This is a genomic window from Acidovorax sp. 93, assembly GCF_003633835.1.
In the GTDB taxonomy this organism is placed as follows: domain Bacteria; phylum Pseudomonadota; class Gammaproteobacteria; order Burkholderiales; family Burkholderiaceae_C; genus Acidovorax; species Acidovorax facilis.
The window spans coordinates 410316-431094 of sequence record NZ_RBIT01000001.1 but is presented as its reverse complement, the minus strand read 5'-3'; the positions used below and the strand labels follow the sequence as shown (position 1 = coordinate 431094).

The window sequence follows — 20779 nt, the reverse complement described above, 5'->3', positions numbered from 1 at the left end:
ATGGTTCAAGCGCTGAGGCCATTATTCGTTGTGAATTGAATGGCAAACCCATCAATATTTCCAACGGTGCCGAAACCGCCGGCCAGTCCGGGCTGGTGCGCTGCCGCGAAGAAGACACCGGCCACCTCCAGCGCGAGCAGGAACTGCGCGACGGAAAGTTCGTGGGCCTGGAGCGCATGTTCGACCGCGAAGGCCGCCTGCAGCGCGAACGCACGGTCAACGAACGCGGCAACAGCCACGGCCGGGTGGCCGAGTTCTGGCCCAACGGCCAGGTGCGGCGCGAAGAAACCGCCGACAACGGCCGCACCCAGGGGGCCGTGAGGCGCTTTGACGCCACCGGCCGCGTGGAGCGCGTGTCGTTCCACGGCGGCGGGCAGGAGCTGTTCTATGTGGAAACCAACAGCAAGGGCCAGCCCACACGCCTGATCTGCCCGCGCACCAGCGTGCTGCCCGAAGACCGCAAACTCTGCGGCTTCGACGGTGCCACTGACACCCTGCTCCATGCAGACAACGGCGCCAAAACCGCGCAGCTGCACTACGACCAGGGCCGCCTGCTGAACGCGACCGAATGGACCCGCGACGGCATCGTCGCCGCCCAGCAACTCGTGGTGGACGGTCGGCGTGTGCACCGCAGCTTCACCACCGAGGGCGGCAAAAGTGTGCTGCGCGAGGAACGGGTGTTCGCGCCGGACGAGCGCACACTGCGCGATACGCGGGGATCGCTGTTCAGCGCCAAGCGCTACGGCGCATCCGGCCAGCTGATCGAGCAGCGCAGTTTTGCCGATGGGCGGGAGGTGCAGGTCGAGCGCTGGTACCTCAACGGATCGGTGCGAGAGCGCAGTACCTGGACCGGCGCCGGTGAGCAGGGGCGCGTGCAGCGCGAGATGTACCGTGACGATGGCAAGCTGGCGCGGCGCGAGCAGCTCAATGCCGAGCAATGGCCCGTGGGCACGCAGCAGGCCTTTCACGACAACGGCCGGCTGGCGATTGAAGAACAGTATTCAGCCCCCGATGCCCGGGGACGCACGCGCCTTACGGCCCGCAAGCAGTGGGACGAGACGGGCAAGCTGGTGGCCGACGACACCATCCTGGAAGACGGCTCGCGCCAGCGCAAGGCGGGCGGGCTGGACAGCTAAAACCCCCCCTCCTGCCAGCCCTTGGAGGCCCGGCACTGCAGGATGCGTCACACCACGTACCGCCACGCAGGCCCAGATGCAAAAAGGCCCCGTGTGGAGTCTCCACCCGGGGCTTTTTTTGTGCATGGCCCAAAGGCCGCGTCGGACAATGTCAGCGCAGCTGAGGTCCAGCCACTGCCAATGACTTCACGGCGCCCACACCAATCGCCGCGCCAAAACGCTTGACCAGCCGTTCCGCCACGTTGTCGCGGCGGGTGTAGTCAATGATGTCTTCGGCCTTCACCACCTCGCGGGCCACATAGTCCAGGTTGCCCAGCTTGTCGGCCAGGCCCATTTCCACGGCCTGCTGGCCGGTCCAGAACAGGCCACTGAAGGTGTCGGGCGTGGTCTTGAGGCGGTCACCACGCCCGGCTTTCACCACGGCAATGAACTGCTGGTGGATCTGGTCGAGCATGGTCTGCGCGTAGGCACGCTGCTTTTCGGTCTGCGGGCTGAACGGGTCGAGGAAACCCTTGTTCTCGCCAGCGGTCAGCAGGCGGCGCTCCACGCCCAGCTTTTCCATGGTGCCGGTGAAGCCAAAGCCATCCATCAGCACGCCGATACTGCCCACGATGCTGGCTTTATCCACGTAGATGTCGTCGGCTGCTGCGGCAATGTAATAAGCCGCCGAGGCGCAGGTTTCTTCAACCACGGCGTAGATCGGCTTGTTGTGCTTGGCCTTCAAACGAACAATTTCGTCATTGATGATGCCGGCCTGCACCGGGCTGCCGCCGGGCGAGTTGATGAGCAGCACCAAGGCCTGCGAGCCTTCGTCCTCCAGCGCGCTGCGCATGGCGGCCACCACAAACTCGGCGCTGGCCTCGGCGCCGCTGGCGATCTCACCTTTGATGTCCACCACCGCCGTATGGGGCGTGCTCTTGCTGGCACTGGGCGATGCCTGGCGCAGGGCCGCAAAGGCAACTGCGGCAATCAGCAACAGCCATGCCAGGCGGAAGAAGATCTTCCAGCGGCGGGCGCTGCGCTGTTCTTGGAGGGCGGAGAAGGCCAGCTTTTCCAGCGTGGCGCGCTCCCAGCCGGGTTCACGCGATGAGTCGCTCACAGATGCTCCTGAATTTGTAGCTGCTTGCGCCCACAGGTCGGGCGCGGGATTACTTTTTGGGTCAAAACCCGAAGAGCCGGGCTGCTGGGGGTCTGTCATGTCGTACGTCCTGGGCACTGCAACACTGCTGCCCGCGCATCGCGCTGGCTGGCACCAGGCGACAGCACATAAGGGTAATTCATCTGGATTTTCTAGAACTCTACGGGTTGCAGGTTGTAGGCAGTATGCCAGTGCACCACACCATCGCTTTCGGACAAAGCAATTTTCACCAGCCCGCCGCGGCACGGGCCGCCCGCGCACTGGCCGGTGCTCGGCAGGTAGGCGGCCCCGTGGGTGGCACACAGCAGCCAGTGGCCCGTGTCGTCAAAAAAGCGGTCCGGCTGGTAGTCCATCTCCATGGCCACATGGGTGCAGCGGTTCAGGTAGGCATGCGGCAGGCCCTGGTAGCGGATCGCAAAGGCCCGGCAGGTCTGACCTGCGTACTGCACATCAAACGGAACCGCCAAGCCCCCATCGACGAGGTCGGCACTGTTGCACAGCGCAATGGGCTGATCGGGTGGTGTGGTCATGGGCTCGTCCCGCTCCAATATCCGGCGTCACGCGTTGTGCAGCAGCCAATCGTGCAGCTCGCGCACCGAATGCACGACCGCCAGCGGCTGGAGCGCGTGAAAGGCGTCGGGCTCATGCGCGCCATAGCTCACCCCCACGCTCGCACAGCGCGCGTTGACCGCCATCTGCAGGTCGTGGGTGGTGTCGCCAATCATCAGCAGGCGCTCCGGCGCCACGTCAAATTCGGCCATCAGCTCCTGCAGCATCAGCGGGTGCGGCTTGCCAGCGGTCTGGTCGGCGGTGCGCGAGCCGTCAAACACGCCGCGCAAGTCCACCGAGTGCAGCGCATCGTCCAGCCCGCGACGGCTTTTGCCCGTGGCCACGGCCAGCAGGTGGCCGCGTTCACGCAGGTCGTTCAGCAGGGGCAGTACGCCGTCGAACAGGCTCAGGTCGTCCTGGTGCTGGATGTAGTGGAAGCGGTAGCGGTTGCCCAGCTCGGTGTACTTTTCGGTTGGCACATCCGGCGCCGCATGGGCCAGGGCCTGCATCAAGCCCATGCCAATCACATAGGCCGCCTCTTTGTCGGTTGGCACGGTGCCACCCACGTCACGCACCGCCGCCTGGATGCAGCGCACGATGATGGCGGTGGAGTCGAACAGGGTGCCATCCCAGTCAAAGGCGATGAGGTCGAAGCGGCGCGGACGGAAGTTTTTGGCAGACATGGAGGGGGTTCTTCGCGCAGGATCGTCAGGCAGGGGACACAAAATCGGCCAGCTCGCGGGGCAGCTCGGCAATCAGCTGCACACGCTCGCCCGAAGCGGGGTGATTGAACTGTAACCGCCATGCGTGCAGGAACATGCGCTTCATCGAGAGCTTCTGAAGGCGCTTGTTGAGGTCAAAGTCGCCGTATTTGTCGTCCCCGACGATGGCGTGGCCCTGGCTGGCCAGGTGCACACGAATCTGGTGGGTGCGACCGGTCTTGATGGTCACCTCCAGCAACGACATGGCGGGCAGGCCCTGCGCAGCGCGCGCGGGCACGGTGCTGCGCACCTTTACCAGTGTGATGGACCGCATGCCATCCGGGTCGTCGGCCGTGGTCACACGCACGCGGCGCTCGCCGTCGGCCTGCAGGTATTTGTGCAGGGGCAGGTCGATGACTTTTTTGTTGGCAGGCCAGGTGCCAGTGACCAGTGCCAGATAGGTCTTTCCCGTTTCTCGCTCGCGGAACTGGTCCTGCAGGTGGGTAAGCGCTGACCGCTTCTTGGCCACCAGCAGGATGCCCGAGGTGTCGCGGTCCAGCCGGTGCACCAGTTCCAGGAACTTGGAGGCCGGCCGCGCCTGGCGCAGCTGCTCGATCACGCCAAAGCTCACCCCGCTCCCGCCATGCACCGCTACACCGGCAGGTTTGTCAATGGCGATCAGGTGCTCGTCTTCGAGCAGGATGGGGAATTCGCGCGCGGGCGCCGGGCGCTCGGCCTTTTCGGCCACCTTGTCTGAAATTCGAACAGGAGGCAGGCGCACCACGTCCCCTGCTTCCACGCGGGTGTCGGCACTCACGCGGCCTTTGTTGATGCGCACCTCGCCGCTGCGGATGATGCGGTAGACATGCGTTTTAGGCACACCTTTCAAGTGGCGTATCAAAAAGTTATCGAGCCGCTGGCCTGCGGAGTCAGCATCCACTTCCACCAAGCGGGCTGCGGGAAGCCCCCCAGGGGCGGCGGGCGGTTTGGCCCCTATAATGTGTTTCACCTGCGCGTTGTTATGTAAGTGGTTGATTTGTCTGGAGTTTAGTCCACACAGCCCTTGCCCCTCGTGCAGGCAGGTCGATGCCAGCGGGCGTCGTGCGCGCAGATTGCAGGCCAGATGCCTGTGGTGGCCAGCACGCCGTGCGGCGGACTGACAGATTGAAACACTGATACGGAATCCCCCAAGCTGGCAGATGTTCCCTACCCGGGCGCAGCCTGCCAGCGGATCAAAGCGAGCATGTGGTTGTTGATGGCATGGATGGTGACCCTGTGGCGGAGGCTGCGGCCTTTGGCTGCATGCTCAAAATCGCCCTCAGCGCACAGCCAGCAAGCGCAATCAGCTACTCTTTTGCTAGCAAAACTGCGTTCCTACCACTCGCCCCCATCCACGCGCCCCTGCCTCCCGATGCTGCGCTAGAGCGCGGCAGATCATTGGCATCCCCGGCAATTCCCTTCGTTTCGATGCGTCAGTCCAGGCATTCACAGCTCCTGTAGAGCTTGTTGTATTGGTTTGGAAACTGTGGGCGGCAGCCCGCGCAGCCCTCTCCGTGGGTCACGGTTGGCTGCTCCGCTGCTGTCCGCGAAACACTGAAGGAATCGCATCATGAAGCGGATGCTCATCAACGCCACGCAGCCCGAAGAACGGCGCCTGGCCATCGTCGACGGACAAAAACTCCTCGACTACGAAATCGAAATCGAAGGGCGCGAGCAGCGCAAGGGCAACATCTACAAGGCCGTCGTCACCCGCGTCGAGCCCTCGCTGGAAGCCTGTTTTGTGGACTACGGCGAAGACCGCCACGGTTTCCTGCCGTTCAAGGAAATCTCGCGCAGCTACTTCACCCCCGGTGTCTCGCCCAGCCAGGCGCGCATCAATGAGGTGATCAAGGAAGGCCAGGAGCTGCTGGTCCAGGTTGAAAAGGAAGAGCGCGGCAACAAGGGCGCGGCCCTGACCACCTTCGTCTCGCTGGCAGGCCGCTACGTGGTGCTGATGCCCAACAACCCCCGTGGCGGCGGCGTATCGCGCCGCATCGAGGGCGAGGACCGCGCCGAGCTCAAGGAGGCGATGGACCAGCTGGAATACCCGAACGGCATGTCCATCATCGCGCGCACCGCCGGCATTGGCCGCACCGCGCCCGAACTGCAATGGGACCTGAACTACCTGCTCAAGCTGTGGAACGCCATCGACGGCGCCGCCAAGGGTGGCAAGGGCGCCTTCCTGATCTACCAGGAATCGAGCCTCGTCATCCGCGCGATCCGCGACTACTTCAACAACGACATCGGTGACATCCTCATCGATACCGACGACATCTACGAACAGGCACAGCAGTTCATGGCGCACGTCATGCCCGAGCATGCCGCCCGCGTGAAGCGCTACCGCGACGACGCCGCCCTGTTCAGCCGCTTCCAGATCGAGCACCAGATCGAATCGGCCTACGCCCGCACCGTGCAGCTGCCCTCGGGTGGCGCCATCGTGATCGACCACACCGAAGCGCTGGTGTCCGTGGACGTGAACTCGGCCCGCGCCATCAAGGGCGGCGACATCGAGGAAACCGCCACCCGCACCAACCTGGAAGCTGCCGACGAAGTGGCCCGCCAGATGCGCCTGCGCGACCTGGGCGGCCTGATCGTGATCGACTTCATCGACATGGAGGAGAGCAAGAACCGCCGCGAAGTGGAAAACCGCCTGCGCGACGCGCTGCGCCAGGACCGCGCCCGCGTGCAGTTCGGCACCATCAGCAAGTTCGGCCTCATGGAAATGAGCCGCCAGCGCCTCAAGCCCGCCTTGAGCGAAGGCTCGTCCATCCCCTGCCCTCGCTGCGGCGGCTCGGGCCACATCCGCGACACCGAATCGTCGGCCCTGCAGATCCTGCGCATCATTCAAGAAGAATCGATGAAGGACAACACGGCCGCCGTGCACTGCCAGGTGCCGGTGGAAGTGGCTTCGTTCCTGCTGAACGAGAAGCGCACCGAGATCGCCAAGATCGAACTCAAGCAGCGCGTGGCCGTGCTGATGGTGCCCAACAAGACGCTGGAAACCCCCAACTACCGCCTGGAGCGCCTCAAGCACGACGACCCGCGCCTGGACCACATCGAAGCCAGCTACAAGCTCGCCGAAGAAGTGGAAGACCCCACCGCCGTGACGCGCCGCTCGCAAGAGCCCACCAACAAGCAGACGCCGGTGATCAAAGGCGTGTTGCCCGACGCACCCGCCCCGGTGGCCGAGCCCCGTGCCGAAGGCGCCGCCCGCCCACCGCGCGCTGGCCTGCGCCCTGCCGCTGCGACCGCGCCGGCCCCCGCCCCCATGGCAACCCCGGCCCCGGCTGCGGCCGCCCCCCAAGAGCAAGGCTTCTTTGGGTGGATCAAGAGCCTGTTCGGCGTTGGCACCACACCGGCAGCCCCTGCCCCCGTGGTTGCGCCCGCACCGGCAGCAGCCCCGGAGACCACCGCCCGTGGCGAACCCCGCCGCGATGGCCGCAACGGTGAAGGCCGTGGCCGCCGTGGTGGCCGCGATGGCAACCGGGACGGCCAGCGCGAAGGCGCACCCCGTGACGGCAACCGCGAAGGCAACGGCGAAGGCCGGGGCCGCCGTGGCGAACGCTCGGCCGAAGGCCGCGCACCCCGCGACGCCGAGCGCCGCCCCGAAGGCGAGGCCCGCGAAGGCCAAGGCCGCGACGGTGGCCGCAATGGACGCGAAGGGCGCGAAGGAGGTGGCCGTGGCCGTCGGGACAACACCGAGCCGCGCAACCAGAACGCAGGCCTGAACGGTGATAACAACACCGCCGTGACCGCACAGGTGGAAGGCCCCAACGCTGGCAACCCCGGCAACAGTACAGAAGGCCAACCCACCCAGCAGCCCCGTGGCGAACGCGGCCCACGCCGTGAACGTGGTGATCGCGGCAACCGTGGCGAACGTGGCGAGCGCACACCCCGCGCGGTGGAAGCCCAGGAAACGGCCGCTGCCGCAGTGCCTGGCGACTTTGCCGACACAGCGCCACTGGCTGCCTTGCCCGATCTGGACCTGTCCGGCAACGACGCTCAGCCCAACGGCAATGGTGCCGCTGCAGAAGAACAGCGCCGCGAGCGCCGTTCGCGCGACCGCTACGGCCGTGACCGCCGCGAGCGTGGCGAACGCGGTCCGCGTGACAACAACGGCAATGCCGAAGCCGCCGCACCGGCGATGCTGGATTTCGACCCCACGCAGGCCGAGCCAGCACCCGCGCAGGACGAAGCGCCACGCCGCAGCTACTTCACGGCCCCTGCAGCGGAGCCAGCGGCAGCGGCACCCGCGCCAGCGCCTGTGGCAGCACCCGTGCCCGCCCCGGCCCACGCACCGGCCCCCGTTGCTGCACCTGTCGCCGCGCCGGTAGCAGCCCCGGTGGCGGCCGCGCCAGCACCTGTGGCGGCACCAGCCCCTGTTGCAGCATCTGCACCCGCTGCGGCACCCGTCGCACCGGTGGTACCCGCTGCGAACGGTCTGCCCCGCGTCCAGGCGTTCGCACTGCCCATCGACGAGCTGCAGCAAGTGGCTGCCGCATCGGGCCTGCAGTGGGTCAACTCCGACATGGACAAGATCGCTGCCGTGCAAGCTGCGATTGCCGCCGAGCCCAAGCCCATCCGCGTGCCACGCGAGCGCCCACCTGCGGTAGTGCTGGACGAAGGCCCGCTGGTGCTGGTGGAAACCCGCCGCGACCTGTCTGCCATGAAGCTGCCGTTTGAGCAGACTCCCTCGGCCTGATGCGCTGAAAACAGCTGCTGCCCCTCCGGGAGCCGCAGCTATGCAAAAAGAAGGCGGCCCAGGCCGCCTTCTTTTTTTGCGGGAGCCTGCCAATGCCCGCAAGCGCCCGAAGACCGTCCTTCAACAGGTACCATTTCGAGCCACCGCCTCCCCAGAATCGCAGCAGCCCACCCGGCCACCTGCTTCACCTTCCGAGATCCACGGACCTTCTGCCTCCATGCTGTTCCTGCTGTCTCCCGCCAAATCGCTCGACTACGACACGCCCTTGCCCGAAGGCCTGCCACACACCACGCCCCAGTTTGTGGCGCAATCCACCGCGCTCATTGAGGTGCTGCGCGAGCAATCTCCGCAGCAAATCGCTTCGCTGATGGACCTGAGTGACAAGCTCGCCGCGCTGAACGTGGCGCGCTACCAGGCCTGGCGCCCCCGTTTCACGGCCGCCAACTCGCGCCAGGCGCTGCTGGCCTTCAACGGCGATGTGTACGAGGGACTGGACGCCCGCACGCTCGCCCCGCAGGACCTGGACTGGGCACAAAGCCATGTGGCCATCTTGAGCGGCCTCTATGGCGTGCTGCGGCCGCTGGACCGCATGCAGCCCTACCGCCTGGAAATGGGCACGCGCCTGGCCACCAGCGCAGGCAGCAACCTGTACCAGTTCTGGGGCAGCCAGATTGCCGAGCACCTCAACACCCGCCTGCGCGCCGACACGACCCCCGTGGTGGTCAACCTGGCGTCGCAGGAATACTTCAAGTCCGTCGACCGCAAGGCGCTCAAGGCCCGTGTCATCGAATGTGTGTTCGAAGACTGGAAAGGCGGCGCTTACAAGATCATCAGCTTCCATGCCAAACGTGCGCGGGGCCTGATGGCGCGCTATGCGATCACGCATCGGGTGGCCACGCCGCACAAGCTCGAAGGGTTTGATCTGGACGGCTATGCCTTTGCCCCGGCATCATCCGAGCCCGAGCGCCTGGTCTTCCGGCGCAAGACCCTGCCCACCGCCTGACTCTGCTAACCCCATTCACGTTGAAGGACCGCCATGGCATCGCGTTCTGAGCAGCACCCCGACAGCAGCACCCCAACCACCCACCAGCGCGCCAGCGCCGTGCGGCAGGCCATCACGCCCGAGCTGCGCCGCTGGATCATCGAACAGGCCCAGGCCGGCTACGCCGCGCCCGTGGTGCTGCAGTCCATGCGCGATGCGGGCTGGGATGAAGACGTGGCCGCCGACGCCTTGGAGGTCACGCTGCAGGACCACCTGAACGAACTGGCCGTACAACAAGGCCAACCCGCCGCCGTGCCTGTGCCCGAGCCCCAGCTGGATGCATCGCCCGCCCAGGTGGACTGTGGCGACCGCACCGTGAATGTGCTGCTGGCCATGGCCCAGCCGCGCATCGTGGTGTTTGGCAACCTGCTCTCGCCCGAAGAATGCGACGCCCTCATCGCGGACGCTGCGCCGCGCATGGCGCGCTCGCTCACGGTGGCGACCAAGACGGGCGGGGAAGAAATCAACGACGACCGCACCAGCGACGGCATGTTCTTCCAGCGCGGCCAGAGCCCGCTGATCCAGCGCATCGAGGAACGTATTGCGCGCCTGCTGAACTGGCCCATCGAGAACGGCGAGGGCCTGCAGGTGCTGCACTACCGCCCAGGCGCCGAATACAAGCCGCACTACGACTACTTCGACCCCGCCGAGCCCGGCACACCCACCATCGTCCAGCGCGGCGGGCAGCGCGTGGGCACACTGGTGATGTACCTGAACACCCCCGAAAAAGGTGGCGGCACCACTTTCCCCGACGTGCACCTGGAGGTCGCGCCGCAGCGCGGCAATGCGGTGTTCTTCAGCTATGAGCGCCCGCACCCGTCCACCCGCACGCTGCACGGAGGTGCGCCGGTGATCGCGGGCGAGAAGTGGATCGCCACCAAGTGGCTGCGCGAACGGGAATTCAAGTAAAAAAAGGCCCTAGCGCTTATCCATAAAGCGCTATAAGCTATAAATTTGATAGCATTTATGAACACCCCGGAACAATCCCAACTCGGCAAGTCCTCCGCCTACGTGGACCAGTACGACGCATCGCTGCTGTTTCCCATCCCCCGCTCCGGCAAGCGCGCCGAAATCGGGATCACCGGCGCCGCGCCGTTCTTCGGGGCCGACCTGTGGACGGCATTCGAGCTGTCGTGGCTGAACCTGCGCGGCAAGCCGCAGGTGGCGCTGGCGCACATCACCGTGCCGTGCGAGACGCCCAACATCGTGGAGAGCAAGTCGTTCAAGCTGTACCTCAACAGCTTCAACAACACCCGTTTTGCCGATGCGGCCGAAGTGCAGGCGCGCATCCGCACCGACATCAGCGAAGCCGCGTGGCGCGGTGCGGAACACCCGGCCACCGTGGGCGTGAGGCTCATCGCGCCGGAGCTGTTCGACCAGGAACCCGTGCACGAGCTGGACGGCCTGAGCCTGGACCGCCTGGATGTGGAATGCACGCAGTACCAGCCAGCCCCCGAATTGCTGACGGCCACATTCAACGAAGCACCCGTGACCGAAACCCTGACCAGCAACCTGCTCAAAAGCAACTGCCTGGTGACCGGCCAGCCCGACTGGGGCAGTGTGCAGATCAGCTACAGCGGCCCGCAGATCAACCAGGAAGGGCTGCTGCAGTACCTGGTGAGCTTTCGCAACCACAACGAGTTCCACGAGCAGTGCGTGGAGCGCATCTTCATGGATGTGTGGACGCGCTGCAAACCCATCAAACTGACTGTGTACGCGCGCTACACGCGCCGGGGCGGGCTGGACATCAACCCGCTGCGCACCAGCCACCCGCAGGGCCTGCCGCGCAACGTGCGCACGGCACGGCAGTAGGCCCAGCCGCCGTCAGTCGCGTCCATCAGCTCCGCGCATCGATCCAGTCGCACCGCAGGGTGTGGCGCAGGTGTGCACGCGTTCGCCAGGTGACATAGAGGCTGGGCCCGAAGATACCCATCAGGCACAGCGGCGCAGTCCACGGCTCGCCAAAAGCGATGATGGGAAACCAGCCCACCCAGCCCAGCATCCAGACCGTCAACACCAAGTCCCACAGGTGGTATTCGAGCGGGTGGTCTGCCTTGTGCGCGACATGCCACTGCTTGATGCGTTGCAGCTCGTTGAGGGTCATGGTGATCTCCCGGAAAACGGGAAAATCACTGTAAGTTACGAGTAAGCATTCGTCAAGGTCTGCGTGGCTGGCGGTCGCTCGCCACAGCACCCGTTACCCGTTACCCCAGCCGGAACACATCCACCGAGCGGCCCAGCGACACCGCACTTTCCTTGAGCCCCTGCGCCGCCGCCGCAGACTCCTCGACCAGCGCCGCGTTCTGCTGCGTCACGGTGTCCAGCTGCGTCACCGCCTCGTTGACCTGGGCGATGCCTTGCGACTGCTCTTTGGTGGCACTGCTGATCTGCTGCACCAGCGTGCTCACGCGCTCCACTGCATCGACCACGCCCTCAATGGTGGTGCCGGCATGGCCCATCTGCTGGGCACCGCTGGCGATCTGGTTCACCGTCACGCCGATCAGACCGCTGATCTCCTTGGCGGAGCTGGCGCTGCGCTGGGCCAGCGCCCGCACCTCACCCGCCACCACCGCAAAACCCCGCCCCTGCTCACCGGCACGGGCCGCCTCGACGGCGGCGTTCAGGGCCAGCAGATTGGTCTGGAAGGCGATGCCCTCGATCACGCCCACGATTTCGCTGATCTTGGTGGACGACAACTTCATCTGCTGCATGGCGGCGCCCACCTCTTGCACCGCTTGGCCGCCGCGCTTGGCGATGTCGCTGCTCTGTGCGCTCTCGCGCGAGACCTTGGCGGCAGTCTCGGAGGTCTCCAGCACCGTGCTGGCCAGTTGCTCCATGGCCGCAGCAGTCTCTTCCAGACTGCTGGCCTGCGATTCGGTGCGGGCCGACAGGTCCAGGCCGCCGCGCGAGATCTCGTCGGCTGAGTCAATGAAGTTGCGCACCTCGGTGCGCACATCGCCCACCACTGCGCGCAGGTTGACCTGGGTCTGCAGCAGGCGCTGCATCAGCGCGCCCAGGGGTTGGGGATAGTCAGTGCCCACCGACGTGGCCAGGTTGCAGGCCGAGATGTCGGACGCGAAGCGGGTGGCATCGTGCACGCCCTGCAACACGGTGGCCTGAAAGCGCCACAGCGTCCACCCCGCCCCCAGCAACAGCAACACCAAGCGGGCTACCCAGGCGGTGGTGCCTTGCAGACCCATCACATCGGGCAACAAGGCCAGCAGCACCGTTACCAGCAGCAGGATCGCCATGCGCGGCAGCAACGCCATCTGCGCCAGGTGCCGCTGCCAGCCACGCACTCCCCGGTAGCGCACGTTGCCCGAGTCCAGGTAGAAGCTGCTCGCGCCCGATGCCGCCTCGCTGCGCATCTGGGCATACAGGGCTTCGGCAGCAGAAATTTCTGCCGCGCTGGGCTTGGTGCGCACCGACATGTAGGCACGTGGCTTGCCGCCCTCCATGATGGGGGTGACATTGGCGCGCACCCAATAGTGGTCGCCGTTCTTGCGGCGGTTCTTGACCAGGCCCGTCCAGGGCTCCCCCCGGCCAATGGTGCGCCACATGTCCTTGTAGGCCTCGGCGGGCATGTCGGGGTGGCGGATGAGGTTGTGCGGCTGGCCAATGAGTTCGTCGCAGCTGTAGCCGCTCACGCGAACGAACGCTGGATTGCAGTGGGTAATCTCGCCCTTGGTGTTGGTGCTGGACACCAGCAGTTCATCGCCGGAATAGTCGAAGTTCTGCTGGGTCACCGGCAGGTTGATGCGCATGTTGGCTCCTGATGGGCCTGCAGCAGAGGCAGGCAGCGCGGCACGCTATTCGTTACCGCTTGATACCGATCAAGTCTAACGGGCCAACAGCGCCTTACACACTAAAAATCAGGCGCCTGAAAACGATACAAAGCGGATAACAAAACCCAGCGCAGCGGTTCTGGCGAGGCGCTGCGTCGCAGGCAGTACGGGTAGTACGACCAGACGCAACAACAACGCAGGAAGGTTTTTTTCGCCGCTCTTACTGCGCCGGCTTGTAGGCCGCTATGGCCTTGGCCAGATCGGTGGTCTCCTCGCACTGCGCGCAGATGGCCTGCAGCTTGGCGAGCTGGGCTTCGGCCTGCGCCTTCTGGCCAACCTTGAGGTAGCCCATGCCCGAGTATTCCAGCGCTCCCTTGTGGCGGGGGTCCAGCGCCAGTGCCTTGTTGTAGGCCGCAAACGCCTCGTCGTATTTGCCGAGCCAACGGTTGGAGTAGCCCAGCAGGTTATAGGCATCGGCGTTCTGCGGATTCTGGGCCACCACCTTGCTGAAGCTGCTGGCCGCCAGCGCCCAGTTCTTGGCTTCGATGGCTTTTTTGCCCACGGAAAAGTCGTCAATGCGTGCGTTCTCCACTGGCGTGGTGGGCATATCGGCCGCGTGGGCCATGGGCAGTGCCAACACGGGCACCAGCACCAGCGCCAGGCTCAGCAGGGGCGCAGACATCAAGGGGCGAACAGGGAATGAAGGCATGGGAGGCTCCTGAAAACGTGAAGTTGGAATGGTCGGAGGCCGCGCTGGCCCCATGCCGGAGACCGGCACCTCAGATAAACGACACGGAATGCAAAACGGATGCAGCACCGGACAATTATTTTTGCAAAGCCGATGGGGGCCTTGCGCCGCTCACCACAGCTTGGCGCAGTTGCCGGTGAAAAGCACGGTGCTGCTGGGCACCTGCGGCGTTGTCGATGTCTCCAGCGTCACCATGAGTTTGCTGACCTTGAGCAGCAGCTTCTCCGACGTATCGGGCAACACCGACACCGCAGAACCCGCCACCGGCACCGTGCCCAGCACAAACGGCACGCCATCGGCTGGCACCGCCCACAGCACCAGCTGTGGGGCTGCGCCAGCAACAGTCGCTGGAGTCGCGGGAAGCGTGATAGGCCCGATGACCTTCACCGTCAGCGTGCGCCCATGGCGCAGCGAACTCACCAGCACCTTGCCGTTGCCCGCAGCGTCCGTCAGCAGGCCCACATAGGCCTGCGGCAGTTTGTCCCCTGCGCGCAGGGCCACCTGGTCGCTCGACACGAACAAGGTTGGCACCGCAGCCACCAGGGCCACGGTGGCCACCACACCCAACACCACACCCGCCAAGCCCTGCAACACACCATGGCGCCGCCACAGCACACCGGCCCAACCGCCCTGCGGGGCTGCGTCTTTCACATCGCGCGGCCGGGTGCGCGCCTCAATGGCGGCCCACACGCGCTGCGGTGGCTGTTGCACCGGCACCGAACTGGCCAGCATCCCCAGCCGCCCTTCCCACTGCGCCACCAACAGCTGCACATCGCTGCGATCGCGCAGCAGCCGCTCGAAGCGGCGGCGCGCGCCACCACCCAGCGTGCCCAGCACATACGCAGACGCCAAGTGGTCCAGCAGCGCGGGGTGGGTGTACCTCATGCGCCCATCCCTTGCGCGGACAGGCAGCTTTTCAGGCGCTCCAGGCCCCGCCGGATCCACGCCTTGACCGAACCTAGCGGCGCGCCCATCTGGGCCGCCACTTCGGAATGCGACAGGCCCTGGTAGTAAGCCAGTGCCAGGCTTTGCCGGTAGCTTCCGTCCAGCGCATTCATGCAGCCTTCGATGCGCAGCGCCTGGGTGGCCTGCTCCAGCAGATGCATCGCGCTGGGTGCGGGGGCCAATGCAGACGCAGCACCCGGCGGCGCGTCGCTGCCATCCCCATCGCTGCCTGCAAGCTCCGTGGTGTCATTCCAGGCGCTTTCAGGCCGCCGGGCGCGGGCGCGCAAGGCGTCCAGCGCCTTGTTGCGCACGATGGCGATCAGCCATGTCATGGGCTGGATAGGCTGCCCGCCCACTTCGCTGCGGTAGCTCCCAGCGTTCTTCCAGATGCTCACATACGCCTCTTGCAGCACATCCTCGGCCGCCTGTCCTTGTCCCAACATACGCACGGCAACGCCGAACAGATGCACGTGGGTGCGCTGGTAGATCTGCGCGAAGGCGGCATGGTCTCCCCCGGCTGCGGCGCGGATCAACGCTTGCAGGTTGGCGGAAGGAACATCGGTGGCAGTGGCCATATGCGGGCGAGTATAGGAACGCAACAGGCGGTGCAGGCAGGTCCCACTCTGGGTGTTTACGCCGATTGCCACGACCCCACCGGGCCGTGAACTGGCAGGAAACGACGTCAACCCGCGCTAAAAAAGCTGCGCCGTGCCACCCACACCCTCTGCGCCATCTGCGCGATCTGCGGAGCCTGGCTTGCGCCGGCGTGCTTCTGCCGTTGCCCCAGCCCGTGGCTCCAGCACGGGCTCTTCGCCCCGCCGCGCCAGCGTGCTGGCCCGCACGCCCAGCAGCCGCAGGCGCTTGTCCAGCGGCACGCGTTTGAGGCACTGCCCGGCCAGCTGGCGGATGGTGGCGCCATCGGCCGTGTAAAGGTTCGCCGTGTGGTCGCGCGTGGCGATCTTGAAGTCGTCGTAGCGCAGCTTGATGCCGATGGTGCGCGCCACATAGCCCTTGCGCTGCAGGTCTTCGGCCAGGCGCATACACAGGTCGGTGAAGATCGCGCCCAGTTCAGCGCGGTCTCGCACTGCGTGCAGGTCGCGGTCAAACGTGGTCTCGCGGCTCATGCTCACGGGCTCGCTCTCGGTCACCACCGGGCTGTCGTCCCGCCCCCAGGCCACCCGGTGCATCCACGCCCCGGTGGACTTGCCAAAGTGGCCCATCAGCCATTGCTCATCCTGCGCCGCCAGCTGCCCGATGGTTTCGATGCCCAGCCGTGCCAGCTTCTCACCGGCCTTGGGGCCAATGCCATTGATTTTGCGCACATTGAGCGGCCAGATCCTGGTCTGCAGGTCTTCCTCGTAAACGATGGAGATGCCGTTGGGCTTGTTGAACTCGCTGGCCATCTTGGCCAGCAGCCGGTTGGGCGCCACGCCAATCGAGCAAGTCAGCCCGGTCACGTCAAAGATGCTCTTCTGGATGAGCCGCGCCAGCACCCTGCCCCCTTCGCGCTGACCGCCGGGCACGTCGGTGAAGTCGATGTACACCTCGTCCACGCCCCGGTCTTGCATCACGGGGGCTATCTCCATGATGGTGCTTTTGAACAGGCGTGAAAACCGCCGCACCTCGTCAAAATCCACCGGCAACACAATGGCCTGCGGGCACAGCTTGGCGGCCTTCATCATCCCCATGGCCGAGCCCACACCAAACTGCCGCGCGGGGTAGGTGGCGGTGGTGATCACGCCCCGGCCCACATAGTCCTTGAGCAGCGGAAAGTCCTCCACCGGGATGAAATGCCGCTCGCGCAAGCCCGTGCCATCCGGGCCTTGCAACAACAGTTCATCCACCTTGCGCCGCCCGCCCCCAATCACCACGGGCAGGCCCTTGAGCTGCGGGTAGCGCAGCAGTTCGACAGATGCGAAAAAGGCATCCATATCGAGATGGGCGATGCGGCGCAGCCGCTGCCCCTGGCGCTGTGGCGGGGCGGCAGTTGCGGGCTCGTTATCGGGGAAATCGGGCGCTGAAACGGTCACGCCCGCTATTGTGCGCGGCACAGTGACAGACTGCTGCCACCGGGCATGAAGGGACTATCGCCTGGCCATCGCCGCGCTGCGAATGCCCTGCAGCGTGCCCGTGGGCGTGATGGCCTCGGGGTCGATCAAACAGTGCAACACGCTGGGCAGGCCGCTCGCGCGTGCACGGGCAAGAGCCGGAGCGAAGTCTTCGGTGCGCTCTACCCGCTCTCCATGCCCGCCAAAGGCCTGGGCGTAGGCTTTGAAGTCCGGATTCTTGAGCTGGGTGGCGCTGATGCGGCCGGGGTACTCACGCTCCTGGTGCATGCGGATGGTGCCGTACATGGCGTTATCGAGCAGCACCACGATGATGGGCAGGCCGTACTGCACAGCGGTCGCAAACTCCTGTCCGTGCATCAAGAAATCGCCGTCGCCCGCAAACACCACCACCTCGCGCTGCGGCCACAGGCGCTTGGCACCCACACCCGCAGGCAGGCCGTAACCCATGGAGCCACTGGTGGGCGCCAGCTGGCTGGCATAAGTGGTAAACGGCCAGAAGCGGTGCACCCAGGTGGCAAAGTTGCCTGCGCCGTTGCAGAAGATGGTGTTGGCCGGCAGCGTGGACTTGAGATGCTGCATGACCTGGCCCATCTGCAGCTCGCCGGGGATCTGGATGGGGTTGGTGTCGCTCCACAGGATGTACTCGGACCGTGCCATCTCCGCATGGGCATGCCAGGCCACGGCACCCGCAGGCCGGACACCCGCCAGCGCCGCCGTGAATGCCTGCGGCGTTGCGTGGATGGCCTGCGCGGGCCGGTACAGCTTGCCCAGCTCATCGGCATCGGCATGCACATGCACCAGCGGCTGCGTGGGGTTGGGGATCGCAAACAGCTCGTAGCCCTGCGACGGGATCTCTGACAGGCGCCCGCCCACCACCAGCACCAGATCGGACTCGCGGATGCGAGCCAACAGGCGCGGGTTCACCCCCAGGCCCAGGTCGCCGCCATAGCAGGCGTGGTTGGCCGGGAAGAGCATTTGTCGCCGGAACGAGCAATACACCGGCAGCGACCAAGCCTCGGCAAACGCCACAAACTCGCGCACCGCCTGCTCGGACCAGCGGCTGCCGCCCAGGATTGCCACGGGCTGGTGCGCGGCTTTCAGGCGTTGGGCCAGCTCGGCCATCTGCGCAGCCCCTGGGTGCGTCTCGGTCACCTGGTAGGGCAATGCATCGGCCACGCTGGCGGCTTCGGTCAGCATGTCCTCGGGCAGCGCCACCACCACCGGGCCGGGGCGGCCCGAGGTGGCGACGTGGAAGGCGCGCGAGATCAGCTCGGGCACACGGGCCGGGTCGTCAATCTGCACCACCCACTTCGCCATGGTGCCAAACACCGCGCTGTAATCCAGCTCCTGGAACGCCTCGCGCCCCATGGCACCGCGTGCCACCTGGCCCACGAAGAGGATCAGGGGGGTCGAGTCCTGGTGAGCGATGTGCACACCGGCCGACGCATTGGTGGCGCCCGGCCCGCGTGTCACAAAGCAGATGCCGGGCTGGCCCGTGAGCTTGCCCTGTGCCTCGGCCATCATGGCCGCGCCGCCTTCCTGGCGGCACACCGTCACGGCAATGTCGGCATCGTGCAGGGCATCGAGCACGGCCAGATAGCTCTCGCCCGGCACGCAGAACAGCTGCTTCACGCCGTGGGTGATGAGCTGGCGGACCAGGATCTGGCCGCCCGTGCGGGAGGTGGTGGGTGCGGTAGTCATATCAGACGGTCATTTCACAAAACAGAACAAGAACTCAGAACAGTGCCTTACACGCGCGCTGGATGCGCACGCAGGCCTCTTGCAGTTCGGCCATGCTGGCAGCGTACGAGATACGGAAGTACGGCGCCAGCCCCAGCACGCTGCCTGGCACCACGGCCACATGGAACTCGCGCAGCAGGTAGTCGCAAAAATCGGCGTCGGTGCGAAGCAATACACCGCCCGGCGTGGTGCGGCCCAGCACACCTTCGCAACTGGCAAAGGTGTAGAACGCGCCCTCGGGCACGCGGCAACGCAGGCCCGGCGATGCGTTGAGGGCCGCCACCACCAGGTCGCGCCGCGCCTGAAACGCACGGCAGCGCTCGGCCACCACGTCCTGCGGGCCGGTGAGCGCCGCCACCGCAGCGGCCTGGCTGATGGACGACGCGCACGATGTGGCCTGGCTTTGCACCACGGCCATGGCCGCGATCAATGCCTTGGGCCCGGCGCCGTAGCCCAGGCGCCAGCCCGTCATGGCATACGACTTGGAGACACCGTTCACAGTCAGCGTGCGCTCGCGCAGTGCGGGCAGCACGGCTACGGGGGTGGCAAACGCGAGCCCGTCGTACAGGATGTGCTCGTAGATGTCATCCGCCAGCACCCACACCTGCGGATGGTGCAGCACCACCTCCAGAATAGGCCGCAACTGCTCGGCGCTGTAGGCCGTGCCGCTGGGGTTCGACGGCGAGTTGATGAACACCCAGCGCGTGCGCGACGTGATGGCCGCGTCGAGCTGTTCGGGCGTAATGCGAAACCCGTTGGCTTCGCTGCAGGGCACCACCACAGGCACGCCACCGGCAATCAGCACCATGTCGGCGTACGACGTCCAGTACGGCGCGGGCAGGATCACCTCGTCGCCGGGATTCAGGCTGGCCATCAGCGCGTTGTAGATGACCTGCTTGGCGCCGGCACCCACCGTGATTTCGTTGGTGGCGAACACGAGGCCGTTGTCGCGGCGGAACTTGAGCTGGATGGCCGCCTTGAGCGCGGGCGTGCCATCAAGCACCGTGTAGTGCGTGTCGCCCTGCGCCATGGCCTGCTGCGCGGCTTCAATCACGTGGGCGGGCGTGTCAAAGTCGGGCTCGCCCAGGCCCAGCACAATGACGGGCTGGCCCTGGCGCTTGAGCTCGTTGGCGGCCTGGGTGATGCGCACGATATCGGACACACCGATGGCGCTGATGCGGTCGGCCGCGCGGAAGGCCGTGGCAGGAACGGCGGCGTTCATTGCTGGTAGGTCTCCAGGGGCTTGTCGTTGGGCGTGGCAAACAGCTGGCGCAGCGTGGTGCCCAGCGGCAGGTTCAGGCTCATGTTCTTGGGCGGAATGGGGTTCACGAACCACTTGGTGTAGATCTTTTCCATCTCGCCGCTTTGCATGAGCTTGGTGAGCACACCGTCCACCGCCGTTTTGAAGGCGGTGTCGTCCTTGCGGAAGAGCAGCGCAATCGGCTCGGCGCCCAGCGGCTCGCCCACGATGCGGTAGGCCGACGGGTCCTTGGAATTGGCGATCATCCCGGCGAGCAGGTTGTCGTCGAGCACAAACGCATCGGCACGGCCTGTTTCCAGCAACAGGAAGCTTTCGTGGTGGTCCTTGCCCAGCACGGTCTTGATGGCGCCGCCGCCCAGTGCGCGCTCTTGCTTGCGCAGCAACTGCACGGCCGTGGTCCCGGTGGATGCCGCGATGGTGCGCCCGGCAAGTTGGCTGATGGACTTCAGGTCCGAATCCTTGCGCACTGCCATGCGCACTTCGCTCACGTAGGTGGTCACGGCAAAGGCCACCTGCTGCTGGCGCGCCGTGTTGTTGGTGGTGGGGCCGCAGCCGATGTCCAGCGTGCCGTTTTGCACCAGCGGCAGCGTGTTTTGCGCCGTCACGGCCATGTATTCAAGCTTGGCGTCGGGCGCGACTTCTTTCAGCACGCGCTCGCACAGCTCCACGTGATAGCCCACGTATTTTTCATTGGCGCCCAGCGCATAGGCCATGGGCGGCGAGGTTTCGCGTACGCCCAGCACCACCTTGCCGCTGGACTTGATCTTCTCCAGCGTGGGCTGGGTGACCGTCTGCGCCTGCGCAGGGGCTGTAGCCGCCCAAGTCAGGGCCAAGCCTGCAGCGAGCGCGGTGAAGGTCTTGCGAGAAATTGCCATGTCGTTGTCTCCTGGTGTTATGTCGTTGGCAGATTGAAAAAAGGCGAGG

The 20779-nt window shown here is 65.7% G+C and carries 18 protein-coding genes; 5 read left to right on the top strand and 13 right to left on the bottom strand.

Annotation, left to right across the window (positions count from 1 at the left end):
• Window positions 1–35 precede the first annotated feature (35 nt).
• Window positions 36–1136: a toxin-antitoxin system YwqK family antitoxin gene (locus C8C93_RS01930; protein ID WP_121505744.1), complete on the top strand. Its 1101-nt coding sequence runs from the start codon at window positions 36–38 to the stop codon at window positions 1134–1136.
• A 151-nt stretch (window positions 1137–1287) separates the two neighbouring features.
• Here C8C93_RS01930 and C8C93_RS01925 read toward each other — a convergent pair whose 3' ends face one another.
• From C8C93_RS01925 to C8C93_RS01910, 4 genes are all read right to left on the bottom strand, one after another.
• On the bottom strand, window positions 1288–2334 hold the full coding sequence (locus tag C8C93_RS01925) for a S49 family peptidase (protein ID WP_121505743.1): 1047 nt from the start codon (window positions 2332–2334) through the stop codon (window positions 1288–1290).
• Window positions 2335–2426: 92 nt separating this feature from the next.
• Window positions 2427–2804, bottom strand: coding sequence for a Rieske 2Fe-2S domain-containing protein (locus C8C93_RS01920; protein ID WP_055395307.1), 378 nt, complete (start codon window positions 2802–2804; stop codon window positions 2427–2429).
• Between the two features lie 27 nt (window positions 2805–2831).
• Window positions 2832–3506 (bottom strand): HAD family hydrolase, encoded by a 675-nt coding sequence (locus C8C93_RS01915; RefSeq protein ID WP_121505742.1) that lies wholly within the window; start codon window positions 3504–3506, stop codon window positions 2832–2834.
• 25 nt (window positions 3507–3531) lie between these two features.
• Window positions 3532–4533 (bottom strand): RluA family pseudouridine synthase, encoded by a 1002-nt coding sequence (locus tag C8C93_RS01910; protein WP_121420781.1) that lies wholly within the window; start codon window positions 4531–4533, stop codon window positions 3532–3534.
• Window positions 4534–5133: 600 nt separating this feature from the next.
• Here C8C93_RS01910 and C8C93_RS01905 point away from each other — a divergent pair.
• From C8C93_RS01905 to queF, 4 genes are all read left to right on the top strand, one after another.
• Window positions 5134–8265, top strand: a complete 3132-nt coding sequence (locus tag C8C93_RS01905) for an Rne/Rng family ribonuclease (RefSeq protein WP_121505741.1) — start codon at window positions 5134–5136, stop codon at window positions 8263–8265.
• A 217-nt stretch (window positions 8266–8482) separates the two neighbouring features.
• A complete protein-coding gene (yaaA, locus tag C8C93_RS01900; RefSeq protein WP_121505740.1) occupies window positions 8483–9268 on the top strand; it encodes a peroxide stress protein YaaA in 786 nt (261 codons plus the stop codon).
• A 33-nt stretch (window positions 9269–9301) separates the two neighbouring features.
• On the top strand, window positions 9302–10216 hold the full coding sequence (locus tag C8C93_RS01895) for a 2OG-Fe(II) oxygenase (protein ID WP_121505739.1): 915 nt from the start codon (window positions 9302–9304) through the stop codon (window positions 10214–10216).
• Window positions 10217–10273: 57 nt separating this feature from the next.
• Complete coding sequence (gene queF, locus C8C93_RS01890) at window positions 10274–11119, top strand: NADPH-dependent 7-cyano-7-deazaguanine reductase QueF (protein ID WP_055400669.1); 846 nt, start codon at window positions 10274–10276, stop codon at window positions 11117–11119.
• A gap of 25 nt (window positions 11120–11144) precedes the next feature.
• On the opposite strand, the gene C8C93_RS01885 is transcribed toward queF, so the two are convergent.
• From C8C93_RS01885 to C8C93_RS01845, 9 genes are all read right to left on the bottom strand, one after another.
• The gene (locus tag C8C93_RS01885) at window positions 11145–11411 is read right to left on the bottom strand and encodes a hypothetical protein (RefSeq protein WP_121505738.1); all 267 of its coding nucleotides are present in this window, start codon (window positions 11409–11411) and stop codon (window positions 11145–11147) included.
• 100 nt (window positions 11412–11511) lie between these two features.
• A complete protein-coding gene (locus tag C8C93_RS01880) occupies window positions 11512–13071 on the bottom strand; it encodes a PAS domain-containing methyl-accepting chemotaxis protein (RefSeq protein ID WP_121505737.1) in 1560 nt (519 codons plus the stop codon).
• Between the two features lie 241 nt (window positions 13072–13312).
• Complete coding sequence (locus tag C8C93_RS01875; protein ID WP_121505736.1) at window positions 13313–13801, bottom strand: tetratricopeptide repeat protein; 489 nt, start codon at window positions 13799–13801, stop codon at window positions 13313–13315.
• A gap of 150 nt (window positions 13802–13951) precedes the next feature.
• The gene (locus tag C8C93_RS01870; protein ID WP_121505735.1) at window positions 13952–14725 is read right to left on the bottom strand and encodes an anti-sigma factor domain-containing protein; all 774 of its coding nucleotides are present in this window, start codon (window positions 14723–14725) and stop codon (window positions 13952–13954) included.
• The gene (locus tag C8C93_RS01865; RefSeq protein WP_121505734.1) at window positions 14722–15360 is read right to left on the bottom strand and encodes an RNA polymerase sigma factor; all 639 of its coding nucleotides are present in this window, start codon (window positions 15358–15360) and stop codon (window positions 14722–14724) included. The genes C8C93_RS01870 and C8C93_RS01865 overlap by 4 nt, the downstream gene beginning before the upstream one ends.
• 117 nt (window positions 15361–15477) lie before the next feature.
• Window positions 15478–16716 (bottom strand): DNA polymerase IV, encoded by a 1239-nt coding sequence (locus C8C93_RS01860; RefSeq protein ID WP_121505733.1) that lies wholly within the window; start codon window positions 16714–16716, stop codon window positions 15478–15480.
• 153 nt (window positions 16717–16869) lie between these two features.
• Window positions 16870–18555, bottom strand: coding sequence for a thiamine pyrophosphate-binding protein (locus C8C93_RS01855; protein WP_121505732.1), 1686 nt, complete (start codon window positions 18553–18555; stop codon window positions 16870–16872).
• A 34-nt stretch (window positions 18556–18589) separates the two neighbouring features.
• Entirely contained in the window at window positions 18590–19816 is a 1227-nt protein-coding gene (locus C8C93_RS01850; protein ID WP_121505731.1) for a pyridoxal phosphate-dependent aminotransferase, read from the bottom strand.
• Entirely contained in the window at window positions 19813–20730 is a 918-nt protein-coding gene (locus C8C93_RS01845; RefSeq protein WP_121505730.1) for an amino acid ABC transporter substrate-binding protein, read from the bottom strand. The genes C8C93_RS01850 and C8C93_RS01845 overlap by 4 nt, the downstream gene beginning before the upstream one ends.
• Window positions 20731–20779: the final 49 nt, after the last annotated feature.